Consider the following 13,558-nt stretch of genomic DNA (forward strand, 5'->3'; position numbering starts at 1 on the left):
GAACAATACTATCTTCAATAATGCTTGTTAAGTATTCTGATTTGAAATGTCCATCTTTCGATTTCTATTCATTTTCTACTGGTTTAACCCATTAGAAATCATCATATCCTTTTTTAGATTCATCCGGAAAAACTGTCCTTTAGGTTAATCTTTCTGTTGGATTTCTCTTTTTCAAACTTTCAATTACTCCGTATTTGATATAAACTAATTTAGCACATAAATGTACGCTTGTCAATAGTTTAGATAAATATTTTATAAACAAAGTTATTAACCTGAAAATGAGACTTCTTAACATTATTTTTTTTGCCAAACTATAAACATCAGTCCAAAAAATAGATTTATTCAATTTTATTAACATTAACTGATTATCAGCTTATTAACAAAATTTTAGAAATTTGTTTTAGAATTACCTTTAAAATCTGCTTAAAAATAAAAATCTTCTAAAAAATCCATCAACAAAAGCAGACCTAATATGTTATTTTTGTACACATGGAGATAAGACAACCCGTTAGAAGTGTTCAAGATTTTTTATTAAGCACATATTTTGCAGATGGGTTGCGCATAACTATCGGTGTTTTACTGCCTTCATTAATTCTGGCTCAATTTGGAATGCTAAAATACGGAATGACCCTTTCTTTAGGTGCATTGTGTGTAAGCGTTGTAGATAGCCCTGGACCAATGGTGCATCGAAGAAATGCCATGCTCATCACTACTCTTTTAATTTTTGTATTCTCCATTTTAACAGGATTAACGAATAGAAACCATTTCTTCATAGGCTTTCTTTTAACCATTTCCAGTTTCATTTTTAGTATGTTCTACATTTATGGTGTAAGAGCAGCATCAATTGGTACAGCTACCCTACTCATCATGGTTTTAAGTATTGATGACATTAGGCCTTGGCAAGATGTTTTAACTCACGGATTGATGATTTTAGCCGGAAGTATTTGGTACACCGCCTTAAGTTATTTTGTTTATAGGTTACGTCCTTTTAGGCTGGTACAGCAATCGCTAAGTGATTCAATTTTTGAGGTTGCCGAATTTTTAAGGGAGAAAGCAAAGTTCTATCACCGAAACAACAATTATGACAAAACTTATGCTGATTTATTGCAGTTGCAGGTTTCTGTACACGAAAAGCAAGATGCGGTAAGGGAAATGCTTTTTAGAACGAGGGAAATTATAAGAGATTCTACACCTGAAGGTCGTTTTTTAATGTTGGTTTTTGTAGATATGGTCGATTTGTTCGAGCAGGTAATGTCTACCTATTATAATTACAAGCAACTACATGAGCAATTTGATTCTGCCGGAATTTTATCAGACTATGAAATGGCAATTAAAAGGATTTCTTATGCTTTAGATGATATTGCCTTTGCTTTGAAAAGTGGTGGGAAGCCAAAAATTTCTAAACGGTTGCTGATAGAGATTGAGCGCTTAAAAATTAAGATTAATGATTTAGAACGCAACAATACTGAACAAAAATTTAGCACCTCAGGCATCATTGCGTTAAAAAACATCGAAGTTAATATCGAAAATATTTTAGGTCGTGTAAAAACCATTAACAGCTATTTTAAACTTAGAAACAGTAACGAAATACGAAAGGCAGAGGTTGATGCTGAAAAATTTATCACCCGACAAAAATTTGATTTTAATCTCTTTACAGAAAATTTAACTTACAGCTCCTCAACATTCAGGCACTCTTTAAGGGTTACGGTTGTAATGTTATTAGGTTTTATAGTTTCGCAAATATTAAATTTTTCGCACAGTTATTGGATTTTATTAACCATTCTGGTGATATCCAAACCGGGCTTCAGCCTAACTAAACAAAGGAATTATCAGCGATTAATTGGTACAACCATTGGTGCCTTTATTGGTATGGCGGTTGTGAGTTATATTCACGATAAAAACACGTTATTTGCCATCCTTTTAATTTGTATGATTGGCTGTTATAGTTTTCAGCGGAAAAATTATGTAGTCAGCGTTTTGTTTATGACGCCGTACATACTGATACTTTTCGATTTTTTGGGCATGGGTTCTATCGCGTTAGCTAGAGAAAGAATTTACGATACATTTATTGGCTCGGGGATTGCACTTTTAGCCAGTTATTCTCTTTTCCCAACTTGGGAACACGAAAAGTTAAAAGAAGCGATGCTTGACATGCTAAAAGCCAATAAGGCTTATTTTGAGCAAGTTGTAAAGCTATATTTTGAAAAAACCTATAACCGAACAGAATATAAACTTGCCAGAAAGGAATTGTATGTTAGTACGGCGAACCTCGCATCGTTATTTCAAAGGATGTTTTCTGAGCCTAAAAGCAAGCAATTATTTATAAAAGAAGTACATCAGTTTACCGCTTTAAATCATTTAATTTCATCTTATACGGCAACACTATCACTATATAATAAGGAGCACGATTTTCAGACACAAAATTTCGATTCACTTAAACCAATTGCGAATAACACCATTTATTTGTTAGATACCTCGATCGAAAATCTGGAGAAAAGACAATCTACTATTGATAATGTTCCTTTAGTTAGATTGAGTGATTCCTCTTTAAAAGTTGTAACCGGCGAAGATTTAATTCCCGAACAATTCGATTCAGTTCAAAAAGTTGCCTATGATGTTTACAAATTATCTGTAAAAATTAAAATTTAAGGCTTAGCTAACTGCTCCACTATCACACATTTTTGAAATGGCAATTCGTAAACCGACTCATCATCAAGCTTAAATATTATTTTTGGATTACAGCTAATGTTCTCTTTATTTATATCGGATGAGTTTAATATTATAGCATAAAATTTAAGTTCTTTATTATCGTTTTTAATTGTTATATCATTCATTTTAAATTTCAGTTTCTCCGTTACTTTTCCTTCTTTTAAATAAATTTTTTCAATCTTATTAAAAGTTTTGCTCGCCGAAAAATTAAGGTAAAATATGGTTTCGGCAGAAGCCGGATTTTTATAAATTTCATAGGCATAATAAATTTTACCATCGCGATGGTATTGATAATCGATGTTCTTTTTTGCGTTTTGAGCAAATGAAATTTTAGTGGCTACCACTAAAAATAGTAATAAGATGGTTGATTTCATTTCTTAAAATCTTGGGCACGGTACTTTAAATCCTTTAAAATTATTATGACGGTAAATAAGAGATATCTCATAAGTACGGGGCAAAGTATTTATGATTTTGTTAGCGTGTAAGGTGTAATTTAAGCCAGCACTAAGATTTCCATAAACCAGTCCTAAATACGGATAGAACGAAGATTCGTTTATGTTATGCCAAAGTCCGGCATTAATTTTAATTTTCGAATCTTCATTGGGTTGTATGCCAACAACAGCACCAACAATCCTATCATTTACAGTACCTTGAAAGTTATAAATCGCACTTAAGTTTAAATCTACATAGTTATTAATTGGATACAATAAACCAAAATTGATGTTTCGCCGGGCTTTTAGTGGGGTTTTATTTGCCCCTAAGAAAGATTCGTTTGGTTCGGTTAAATGGTAATGTGCATAACCTCCAACCACACTAAAACTTTCAAATTGAGCAGAAAAATTTACGCCTATGCTTACATCGAAATAAGATATTCTATCATTCTCCAAATCGAGGTAATTTGGCATTGAAGTATCAAAATCGTATCCTGTAAATTGCGTTGCGAAGGTTAGTTTGGTTTGATCCAGATATCTTGAAACATGAGAAACTTGTGGCGCCAAACCAAACTTAAACCGATGGTTAACATCTAAATATTGATAATAAGAAAAGCTTGCACTTAAGTATTGAGATTTTAGTGCTTTGTTAAAAGATTCATCAAACAAGCCACTTAAACCAACACTAAAATAACTATCGGCGAAATTCTCATCAGCAATTAATTTTAAATCGCCCGAAATGCTGTGGGTGTTATAAGGGTCGCCAAGGTTTCCCCATTGCCTTCCTGTATTCAAGGCAACTCTATAAATTCCATCAAAATAACCCGTAAATGCCGGATTTAGTGCCAAAGGCGCCGCAAAATATTGCGAAAACCTTGGATCTTGCGCCGAACTATAAACTGTAATAAAGCACAAAAATAGGGTGATTATAATTTTGCACATTACCTATAATATTAATACTGTTTTCCCTTTAGTTTGAAATTTGTTGCCTAACACATCTACTCCATCCGCAAACCAGGAATAAGTTTCTAAAGGCTGCATACGAGATTTAACCTGACCGTCCCAACCATCTGTAGACATATCATTAGTTTGATAAACTAATAAACCCCACTTATTGTAAACTTTAAACGAGCCCAGTTTTTGAATGCTTGTAAAAAAAGGGTACAACCTGTTATTTGTGCTTTTTTGCGGCGTAAATGCTGTTGGCACCAAAATTTTTGGAGAGGATAAAATATTTAACGTTAGCGCTGCAGAAACACTACAGCTGTTTTCATTTTCCAACATAATATAATAGGTTCCGGCTTTGTTAACTTTTCCTGGCTGAAGGACTGGTGTGGTTAAAGATTCATTTTCGTAATATTTTATTTTCACAAAATCTTTACTGCCTTTGGTAATTTCTGGATTAGTTAAATCGATGTAAGCATTGTCAAAAATTGGTTTAGGTTTATTTAAAACAATAGTTGGCATATTATTGATTGAAACAATTATCTTATCAGAAACTGAACAACCGTTTTCATTTGTGATTTTTACATAATAGGTTCCACTTTGTGTTACTTGCCATGGCTGATTTAGTTTGTTCGACAAATTACTATCCTTAAAATATTCAAACTTAACGGCATGAGTTGTACCCTGATATAATTGAGCATTAGTTATATCAACAGTTGATGGATAACAAACAGTATCGGGATTTTTTACGGATAGCATAGGTTGTTCATTAAAATCGACCCTAATCCTACCCTTTTCTATGCAGCCAAAGTTGTTAATGGCTTTAATGTAATATGTACCTGCTGTTGAAATAGCTTTTGGATTGATAATTTCTTGCGATAATGATTCATCCAGGTAGTAACTTAGCTTTAAATCAGAATCACTTCCTGCATAGAGCTTAACATCTGTTATATCAACAGTAGATGGATAGCAAACTAAAGCCGGATTTATAATTTTTAATACCGGCCGCTCACTTATCGTTACATCAATTGGAAGTATTTTAACACAACCTAAATCTGAAAGGAATTTAACGTAATATTTACCACTCAAATTTACTGCAGTTGGGTTTTGCAGTACGTTTGTTGCTTCGGCATTAGTATAGTAACTTCTGTTAGTATTTGTATAATCACCACTATATAATTCGTTTTTTGTTATATCAACAGTTTCAGTATAACAAACTTTTGGCGGATGATTAATTTTTACATTCGCTAAAGGATAGAGCGAAATATCGATTGATGCTACACTTACACAACCTCTATTGTTGGTAGCCTGCACATAATATGTTTTATTTTGAGTTACGGAGAATGGGCCATTTACAGGAATTGTTAGATCTTTATCTTCATAAACATAATAGGTAAAATCAGGATGCCGGTTTAATATGAATTCTTCTGCTGAAGGATCGATAACAGTGCCTTCACAAACAGTAAATTTTGGTGGCAATTCGAGTTTATAATCTACACTTTTTATTACCGTTACAACAGTATTTGAGCATCCAAAACCTGTATAAGGTACTAAATCTAAAAGGAGTTTACTTCCCTCAGCTGGAGTAGGTTTTATCGTTAGCGATTGGCCGCTACCATAGTTTATAGTTCTATCTTCATTATACCAGGTGTAACTTTTATAACCGCTAGGCCCTAAAACTGCTATCTGTTCAGAACTTTTGCAATAAGTAGCCCCTAAAATCATGTCGCCACATATACCGCTAACATCTACGTATGCATATCCAAAATGACCACCCAGAGTACAGTCTGTCGTAATGAATTCTAATTCTAACTGTTTGCCTTGATAGCCTGATAAATTTAAAGTAACTGCCGACCAATCCTTATATATCACGATTGGATCTGTTGGCGATTTTTTAAAACCAGGTAAATCTGATGTTGCAATGTATTGAAATGAGGCGCAAGGAAGATATTCATTTGTTAAAACATCCCTTACCCTAACAATGAACCTAGGCTGCTCTGGTGTAACATGCATAGGGTCTTCTAATACAACCGCATATTGGTAAGTTATTGAATACTCAGGTTTATTTGTTGGTACATTTATTAAATATGATATTGCATCTGCTTGTCCACCTGTGCCATCATTACCTAATTTTACAACGTTTCCACCACTATTTTTTGGAATTATAGAAAATTGGCCATACAAGTCGATTGCATTTTTATCACTAATGATGGTGTGGCGGCCAAAAATTTCGGCAGAGACTGGTGCTAAATCAAGAGATATTTCGGTAACTAAGCCAGTGTATATTTTCCAATTCTTGAAATTGCCATTTTCAAAATCAATATTTTCCGGGCATTGTTGCCCTCTCAAATTTGATGTTGCGGCAATCCAAGCCACAATTAGCATCAACAAAATTTTGAAGTTCACTATAGGGAGATTTATAGATTTATCAATTTGGTTACCCAAAATTAGATCTTAATGAATTATGAATATCAATCTTAGTATGCTTAGAACAAGTAATTTACATGAATTACTCCTTTTAGGAATATATATTGTTTTAAACTTGATAAGCAACGAGCTGGTTTTTATTGAATTGAGTAGAAAAATTGCAATCTCGAATTACAAACGAAAAAGGAGATTTTTACACGAAATTTAACCGTTTTAGGGATATATTTTAAATAAAACAATGCATTTCATTGTTTGTTATCCTTTATTAAAACTGTATTATGGAAAAATTATATACGGCTGAAGTAACAGCCACCGGCGGAAGAGACGGACATGTAAAGTCGAATGATGGAATTTTGGATTTGGAATTAAGAAAACCAAAAGAAATGGGCGGTCAAGGTGGTGCGTCAAATCCTGAGCAATTATTTGCAGCAGCATGGGGATCATGCTATTTAGGCGCATTAGGTTCTATTGCCGAACGTGAAGGTGTTGATACTAGCGAAGCAACTGTTAACGTTCAGGTTTCTTTTAATAAGGATGGAAACGTGTATGGTTTATCAGCAGAATTGGATGTTCATATACCTGGCATTACCACCGAAGAAGCTCAAAAAATTGCAGATAAGGCTCACAAAACCTGTCCTTACTCTAAAGCAACAAAAGGAAATATCGAAGTGAGAGTTACGGCGATATAAATACGGAACAAAAATGGCAGATAAATAATCTGCCATTTTTGTTTTATGTAAATACTAATTTATAATAAGAGTTTACTGGCCAGACCTAAAATCAGCATAAAGCCGAAAACATCTGTAAATGTTGTAATAATTATAGATGATGCTATAGCAGGGTCAATACCTACTCTTTTTAAAACCAAAGGAATACTTGCACCGGTAATGCCTGCAATAACCAAATTGCCCGTCATCGCCAGAAAAATAACAACCCCAAGCATTGGGTTTCCATCAAAGAAATAAGCAAAGATAAACACGATTAAGCCGTTTGCGGCGCCATTAATTAAGCCTACAGTAAATTCTTTTAAAACAGTTCTATAGGCTTGATTATCCGTTAAATCATATAAAGAAATACGACGAACGGTAACGGCTAAGGCTTGTGTAGCAGCATTACCACCCATTCCGGCAATTATTGTCATGTATGCAGCTAATGATGGAATTAGCTTTATGGTTGGGTCAAAATATCTGATAACGGATGATGCCAAAAAAGCTGTACCTAAGTTAATAATTAACCACGGCAAACGAGATTTTACAGCCTCAACCCAATTACCGCTAAGTTCTTCATCTTCTGATACACCGGAGATTTTTAAGATATCTTCCGTACTTTCTGCTTCTAAAACATCAATTACATCATCAAAAGTTACTCTTCCTAGTAATTTCTGGTTCTCATCAATTACCGGAATACTGGTTAAGTTATACTGCGAAATTAACTGCGCCACCTCTTCCTGGTCGGTGTCGGGAGAAACGTAAACTGCATTAGTAATAACAAGCTCCGTAATTTTTGCATCGTGTTTGGCCTTAATAATTTCTTTTAGCGAAACAATACCTTTAAAAACATCATTATCATCAACAACGTAAATGGTATAAAATTCTTCCATTTCTTCGCTTTGGCGAATAATTTCATCAATAGCATGTTTTTTAGTGAGGTTAATGTTAACACAGATTAATTCTGTATTCATTAAACCACCAGCTGTTTTTTCGTCGTAAGTTAAAAGATTTCGTATTTCAGATGCGTGGTCATCCTGCAAATCCTCAAGAATCTCTTTTTGCTCGTGGTCTTCGAGTTGAGAGATAATATCTGTTGCATCATCATAATCTAATTCCTCTACAATTTCTGTACGCTTATCCGGATGGAGCTGAAAAAGCAAATCTTCAGGATGAGATTCTTCATCCATCTCCGAAATAATTTCTGAAGCGATTTCGGCCGGTAATAAATTTATGATATGCTGTTGCTCTGATTTATCTAACCTTTCGAAAAGAATTGCAATTTCTGAGGCATGATACTCTTCTAAAACCTCTTTAAGGGTTTCATCGCCAGCTAAGATCGCATTCTTAACCTTTACAACGTCGCTTTTATCTATTTCGAATGATGACTGCATAGCTTTAATTCCCCTAAAATAGAAATTCTAATAGATTTTTAATGCTTTAAATCAACTTTAAAAAAAGAAGATTTTATTTAAACCATCCCCTACGCCAAAAATAAATTATCTGAACTATGGCAATTAACAACATAACCAACCAGGTGTAGAAGTAACCATGCTCGGAGTAAAGTTCTGGCATGTTATCTTTTAAAATTTTACCTGTAACCGGGTCTTCGCGGCTAAAATTCATGCCGTAAATACCGGCAATAAATGTCAGCGGAATAAATATAGAGGAGATTATAGTCAAAACCTTCATAATCTCATTCATACGGTTACTTGTTATCGATAAGTTCATATCGATATTGGCAGAGGCTATTTCCTTTAAAGATTCGATAAAATCGATAATCTGGATGCAATGGTCGTAAGCATCTTTCATGTAGGTTTTGGTCAAATCAGAAATTAAGTTACTGTCGCTTCTAATAATATCGTTTAATTTATCTCTTTCGGGCCAGGCAACTTTTCTAATTGTAATCAAAGAACGCTTAATGCCTTGTGTATCGTACATAATTCTCCTATCCGGATTATCAAATAACCTATCTTCAATTGCATCAAGCTCCTCTCCCCAGTAATTTAAAAGCGAAAAGTAATTATCTACTATTGCATCCATCATGGCATACATTAAATAGCTTGCTCCGCCAATTCTAATATTTCCCTTGCCAATTTCTAAGCGTTTCCTAACGGGATTAAAGCAATCTTCGTAATTTTCCTGAAAAGTAATCAAGCATTTTGTAGTGAGTACAAAGGAGATTTGCTCATTAATTAAGTCGCCTTCTTCATTAATATAAAGATGCCTGCTTACCGAAAAAACATATTCATCAGCATCGTATTCATCTAATTTTGGGCGCTGATATGAGCTGGTTATATCTTCTAAAACCAAACGGCTAATGTTCAACTCTTTAAAAAGTGTTTCAAAAATACCTGGATCTGCTAAGCCTTTAATATCAAACCAATAAAAAAAATCCTTGTTAGCAGTTAATTTATCAATATTGTTGATGTTTTTTAACTCTTCTTTCTCGTACGATTTTGTATTGTATTTGTGAAGCGTTATTATAGGCTTCAAAGCATTCTCGTCTATGGCGTATGAACCTGGACTTGTACCTGGTTCGGGAACCTTATAATGTGTATGTCTGCTTCGATTACGAGGTTTGTTTTTAGCCATAATTAGAGATATGATTTTGCTTGCGGACCCTGGTTAAAAAGTAAATCTACAACACTAAGGTTAGCAATAAATTGATGTTTATCTTCAAAAACCTGATAATATGGTTTATTGTTTAAATATTCTTCAGTTTTCTTCGGATTCATAAAATCTCGATAATTAAGTCCTTCGGCTAAATCATCCGTGTACGCTGTTGTACAATTAAATTCTACGTTCAACTTTAACTTTTTGCTAATCCATTCCAAAAGCTCCAGATTATAATCGAACAGAAAATCGTACTTCTTATTATAAAAAACGGCCATTTCATCTTCGTAATATTCAAAATAAGCCGAACTTCGGTAAGAACTTTCAAAACTCATCCAATGTAAGCGTTGCCAATTAAAATCATAGCTTATTTTAACATCTTTCATTGCCGTACGCATTTTAGAACCCTTAACAACCGGAACTGTTAAATCTAATTTCCCGTTAGGTGAATAAATACTTGCCCGGTTTCTATATGTTTGTTTAGGAAAATGCTCGTATTTCTCTAGTAAAAAATTATCACTAACTGATTGTAGCCGACTAATATAGCCTACCGGAGGAAGATAAAATAATGGAAGTATAGCTGTATTTTGCATTTGAAAATATATGTTTGTAGTTCAAACGTTTCAAAATTAATGATTAAAAGGGGTTTTGCGCATGTAGGCGTATTTTTATTGTACCTTATTTCGCTTTTGCCGCTGCAAGTATTATCAATCTTTGCAAGAATACTTTATTATATCCTGTATTATGTTATCGGCTATAGAAAAAATGTAGTTAGCGAAAATCTTCGTAATTCATTTCCCGAAAAAACAGCTATTGAAATTAAATCAATTGAAAAAAAGTATTATAAATTTTTATCGCAACTCATTTTTGAAATCATAGAACTTACCTCAATTTCTAAAAAAGAGACTTTAAAGCGTGTAAAATTTAAAGGCTTAGAACAATTAGAAGAGCACTTTAAAAAAAGTGAAAGTATTTTGGCTTGTACAGGCCATTATGGAAATTGGGAACTTGGTACGTTGGCGCTCGGCTTAAATTTATCGGCCAAAACTATTGTAATTTACAAACCTATTAACAATAAAGTTTTTGAAGAATGGTTTGATAAGATAAGAACAAAATTTGGGAACATTTTTGTAGCTATGCGCCAAACTTTGCGTTGTATGGCAACCTATAAAAATGAGCCAAGTTTGCTTTGTTTTGCAAGTGATCAATCTCCTGTTAGAGAAGAAAGTAAATTCTTTCTCGATTTTTTAAATCAACCTACTCCTGCCCTTTTAGGAGTAGAAAAAATTGCCAAATCAACCAACCGGCCGATTTATTATTTTAAAGTAAATGTGGTTAAACCAGGTTATTATGATGTTGAAGTGCTGCCTATGTGTTTAAATCCTGCAGAAACTGTAGATGGTGAAATTACAAAATTGCATTTCAAATTCTTAGAAAATATAATTAATGAAACTCCTCAATATTGGCTTTGGAGCCATAAACGCTGGAAATTTAAACCCGAAAATATATAAATGAATCCTTCAGTAGCGGTTGTAATTTTAAACTGGAATGGTAGAAGCTGGCTCGAAAAATTCCTCCCGGGAGTTTTAAAGTCAAGCTACGATAATTTGCAGGTAGTTGTAGGTGATAATGGCTCAACTGATGATTCGGTAGAATTTTTGGCCATTAACTTTCCAACAGTTAAAATTCTTAAAAATGAGGCTAATTATGGATTTGCAGGTGGTTACAATAAAATTTTAGAACGTGTTGAAGCTGATTACTTTATTCTTCTAAATAGTGATGTAGAAGTAACGCCAAATTGGATACAACCCATTATCGATTTAATGAAAAGCGATGAAAAGATTGCTGCTGCACAGCCCAAAATAAAATTTCAGCAAGAAAAAAGTCAGTTTGAATATGCAGGTGCTGCTGGCGGTTACTTAGATGTTTATGGTTACCCTTTTTGCCGCGGACGATTATTTAATATATATGAAACGGACAATGGACAGTACAATGATGCTAAAGAAATTTTTTGGGCAAGTGGTGCTTCATTTTTCATCAAAAGTAAATGCTGGTTAGAAGCTGGTGGATTAGATGCCGATTTGTTTGCCCACATGGAAGAGATTGATTTATGCTGGAGATTGAAAAACTTAAATTACAAAGTAGTTTATTGTCCGGATAGTGAGGTTTTCCACGTTGGCGGTGGCACTTTACAAACCGAAAATCCTTTTAAAACCTATTTAAATTTTAGAAACAACCTAATAATAATGCAAAAGAATTTGCCATTTGGCGATGCTATTTTTCGTATTTCTATCAGGATGTGTATTGATTTTATCGCCTGGTGGCATTTTCTGCTATCTGGTAAGCCAAAATTTACAATGGCCGTAAGTAAAGGGCATTGGCATTTTTTAAAATCTCTACTTAAAACAGCAGCTAAAAGATCTGCGTACCAAAAGCCGTATTTAAAACATGCAGGTGTTTACAAAAACAGCATTGTATGGGCTTTCTTCATTAAAAAAGTGAAATGGTTTTCTCAACTTACTTAGCCGTTAAAGCTTCATCGATAGTTTTTTTGATGTAAGAAACCGTATTAAATGCCAAACCAACTGTACCAAACTTTACAATACCATCCTTACCAATTACAGCATGAGTTGGGTAAGATTTAACACCATATTTATCGGCCATAAATCTTCCATCATCAATAATATTATATTGATATGGATTAGTTTTTAAAAAATCTTTGATTTCGTACTTACTATCTAAAGCTACAGCCAGAAAAATTACTTCTTTGTTATCAGCATAACTCTTTACCAATTCGTTTAATTCCGGTATTTCGGCTTTGCAAGGCGGGCAGTTAATAAACCAAAAATTTAGCACAATCACATTACCTGTATTTGTTCTTAAATCGTACTTATTGCCATTCATATCGGTAACCTTAAAGCCTTTAAAAGCTTCACCCTCCTGAAATGCATCGCTTGTACGTGGTTTGGGCATCTTATCCATGATTGCTTTCCGTTGTTCGGCAGATAGCTCATAAATTAAATACTCCGGTTCGCCCTTATCGCTTTTTGTATTCCGGCTACGGATGGAATATTTTCCGGTTCTTAATAATGATTGCCAAATATTGTAAGGATATACCATACCATCTTCTCCCCTAACAATTGTTTGTTCATTAAGAGGGTTTGGCGCTTTGCTTTGGTTTTGTCCGTAGCAAAAAAAGGAAAATAAAATCAGAGAGATCAAGAGCGTGTTTTTTATCATTATTTATCAGTTTTAATTAGTAAACTTTCTAAAGCAAGGCGATAACCATTCATTCCAAAACCAGTTAACACGCCAGCACAATTTTTTCCTGTTAAAGATGTATGTCTAAATTGTTCTCTGGCATAAATATTAGAGATGTGTACTTCTACAACCGGTGTTTTAATGGCTGCAATTGCATCTGCAATGGCAACTGATGTATGTGTGTAACCGCCAGCGTTTAAAATAATGCCATCAAAAGAAAAACCGACTTCGTGTAGTTTGTTGATGATTTCACCCTCAACATTGCTTTGAAAATAATCAATTTCTACAATGGTATAAATAGATTTTAATTCTTTAATGTAATCCTCAATACTAGTATTTCCATAAATTGAAGGTTCTCTTACACCTAAAAGATTAAGATTCGGACCATTGATAATTTGTACTTTCATTTTATTTTATCGCATTAATTATTGTAACGTTGCAATGTTATAAAAAATCTTAAAT

At 33.8% G+C, this 13,558-nt stretch carries 12 protein-coding genes; 4 read left to right on the forward strand and 8 right to left on the reverse strand.

Going from position 1 to position 13,558, the window contains the following annotated elements:
- Nucleotides 1-489 precede the first annotated feature (489 nt).
- Nucleotides 490-2,649 (forward strand): FUSC family membrane protein, encoded by a 2,160-nt coding sequence (locus LUA86_RS05490; RefSeq protein WP_231459608.1) that lies wholly within the window; start codon nucleotides 490-492, stop codon nucleotides 2,647-2,649.
- On the opposite strand, the gene LUA86_RS05495 is transcribed toward LUA86_RS05490, so the two are convergent.
- The 3 genes from LUA86_RS05495 to LUA86_RS05505 are packed head-to-tail and all read right to left on the reverse strand — an operon-like array spanning nucleotide 2,646 to nucleotide 6,491.
- A complete protein-coding gene (locus LUA86_RS05495) occupies nucleotides 2,646-3,083 on the reverse strand; it encodes a hypothetical protein (protein ID WP_231459609.1) in 438 nt (145 codons plus the stop codon). The genes LUA86_RS05490 and LUA86_RS05495 overlap by 4 nt on opposite strands.
- Nucleotides 3,084-3,086: 3 nt before the next feature.
- Nucleotides 3,087-4,082, reverse strand: a complete 996-nt coding sequence (locus LUA86_RS05500) for a PorP/SprF family type IX secretion system membrane protein (RefSeq protein ID WP_231459610.1) — start codon at nucleotides 4,080-4,082, stop codon at nucleotides 3,087-3,089.
- Nucleotides 4,083-4,085: 3 nt separating this feature from the next.
- Nucleotides 4,086-6,491, reverse strand: coding sequence for a gliding motility-associated C-terminal domain-containing protein (locus LUA86_RS05505; protein ID WP_231459611.1), 2,406 nt, complete (start codon nucleotides 6,489-6,491; stop codon nucleotides 4,086-4,088).
- A 299-nt stretch (nucleotides 6,492-6,790) separates the two neighbouring features.
- Here LUA86_RS05505 and LUA86_RS05510 point away from each other — a divergent pair, with 299 nt between their 5' ends.
- Entirely contained in the window at nucleotides 6,791-7,201 is a 411-nt protein-coding gene (locus tag LUA86_RS05510) for an organic hydroperoxide resistance protein (RefSeq protein ID WP_231459612.1), read from the forward strand.
- 59 nt (nucleotides 7,202-7,260) lie between these two features.
- Here LUA86_RS05510 and mgtE read toward each other — a convergent pair whose 3' ends face one another.
- The 3 genes from mgtE to LUA86_RS05525 all read right to left on the reverse strand — a co-directional run bounded on the left by mgtE (nucleotide 7,261) and on the right by LUA86_RS05525 (nucleotide 10,428).
- The gene (mgtE, locus tag LUA86_RS05515; protein ID WP_231459613.1) at nucleotides 7,261-8,613 is read right to left on the reverse strand and encodes a magnesium transporter; all 1,353 of its coding nucleotides are present in this window, start codon (nucleotides 8,611-8,613) and stop codon (nucleotides 7,261-7,263) included.
- Nucleotides 8,614-8,686: 73 nt separating this feature from the next.
- Nucleotides 8,687-9,814, reverse strand: a complete 1,128-nt coding sequence (gene corA / locus LUA86_RS05520) for a magnesium/cobalt transporter CorA (RefSeq protein ID WP_231459614.1) — start codon at nucleotides 9,812-9,814, stop codon at nucleotides 8,687-8,689.
- 2 nt (nucleotides 9,815-9,816) lie between these two features.
- Nucleotides 9,817-10,428, reverse strand: a complete 612-nt coding sequence (locus LUA86_RS05525; RefSeq protein WP_231459615.1) for a WbqC family protein — start codon at nucleotides 10,426-10,428, stop codon at nucleotides 9,817-9,819.
- A 39-nt stretch (nucleotides 10,429-10,467) separates the two neighbouring features.
- Between LUA86_RS05525 and LUA86_RS05530 the strand changes: the two genes are divergently transcribed.
- A complete protein-coding gene (locus LUA86_RS05530) occupies nucleotides 10,468-11,346 on the forward strand; it encodes a lysophospholipid acyltransferase family protein (protein WP_231459616.1) in 879 nt (292 codons plus the stop codon).
- Entirely contained in the window at nucleotides 11,347-12,360 is a 1,014-nt protein-coding gene (locus tag LUA86_RS05535) for a glycosyltransferase family 2 protein (RefSeq protein ID WP_231459617.1), read from the forward strand.
- Here the strand turns inward: LUA86_RS05535 and LUA86_RS05540 are convergent.
- Both LUA86_RS05540 and aroQ read right to left on the reverse strand, forming a co-directional pair.
- Nucleotides 12,353-13,075: a TlpA disulfide reductase family protein gene (locus LUA86_RS05540; RefSeq protein WP_231459618.1), complete on the reverse strand. Its 723-nt coding sequence runs from the start codon at nucleotides 13,073-13,075 to the stop codon at nucleotides 12,353-12,355. The genes LUA86_RS05535 and LUA86_RS05540 overlap by 8 nt on opposite strands.
- A complete protein-coding gene (aroQ, locus tag LUA86_RS05545; protein WP_231459619.1) occupies nucleotides 13,075-13,503 on the reverse strand; it encodes a type II 3-dehydroquinate dehydratase in 429 nt (142 codons plus the stop codon). Before aroQ ends, LUA86_RS05540 begins: the two co-directional genes overlap by 1 nt.
- Between the last annotated feature and the right edge of the window lie 55 nt (nucleotides 13,504-13,558).

It is taken from the genome of Pedobacter sp. Leaf132 (assembly GCF_920984695.1).
Lineage (GTDB): Bacteria > Bacteroidota > Bacteroidia > Sphingobacteriales > Sphingobacteriaceae > Pedobacter.

Excerpts from the sequence above, each read along its gene's own strand:
- LUA86_RS05490 (WP_231459608.1), top strand. The coding sequence starts at position 490 with ATGGAGATAAGACAACCCGTTAGAAGTGTTCAAGATTTTTTATTAAGC.
- LUA86_RS05495 (WP_231459609.1), bottom strand. The coding sequence starts at position 3,083 with ATGAAATCAACCATCTTATTACTATTTTTAGTGGTAGCCACTAAAATT.
- LUA86_RS05500 (WP_231459610.1), bottom strand. The coding sequence starts at position 4,082 with ATGTGCAAAATTATAATCACCCTATTTTTGTGCTTTATTACAGTTTAT.
- LUA86_RS05510 (WP_231459612.1), top strand. The coding sequence starts at position 6,791 with ATGGAAAAATTATATACGGCTGAAGTAACAGCCACCGGCGGAAGAGAC.
- mgtE (WP_231459613.1), bottom strand. The coding sequence starts at position 8,613 with ATGCAGTCATCATTCGAAATAGATAAAAGCGACGTTGTAAAGGTTAAG.
- corA (WP_231459614.1), bottom strand. The coding sequence starts at position 9,814 with ATGGCTAAAAACAAACCTCGTAATCGAAGCAGACATACACATTATAAG.
- LUA86_RS05525 (WP_231459615.1), bottom strand. The coding sequence starts at position 10,428 with ATGCAAAATACAGCTATACTTCCATTATTTTATCTTCCTCCGGTAGGC.
- LUA86_RS05530 (WP_231459616.1), top strand. The coding sequence starts at position 10,468 with ATGATTAAAAGGGGTTTTGCGCATGTAGGCGTATTTTTATTGTACCTT.
- LUA86_RS05535 (WP_231459617.1), top strand. The coding sequence starts at position 11,347 with ATGAATCCTTCAGTAGCGGTTGTAATTTTAAACTGGAATGGTAGAAGC.
- LUA86_RS05540 (WP_231459618.1), bottom strand. The coding sequence starts at position 13,075 with ATGATAAAAAACACGCTCTTGATCTCTCTGATTTTATTTTCCTTTTTT.
- aroQ (WP_231459619.1), bottom strand. The coding sequence starts at position 13,503 with ATGAAAGTACAAATTATCAATGGTCCGAATCTTAATCTTTTAGGTGTA.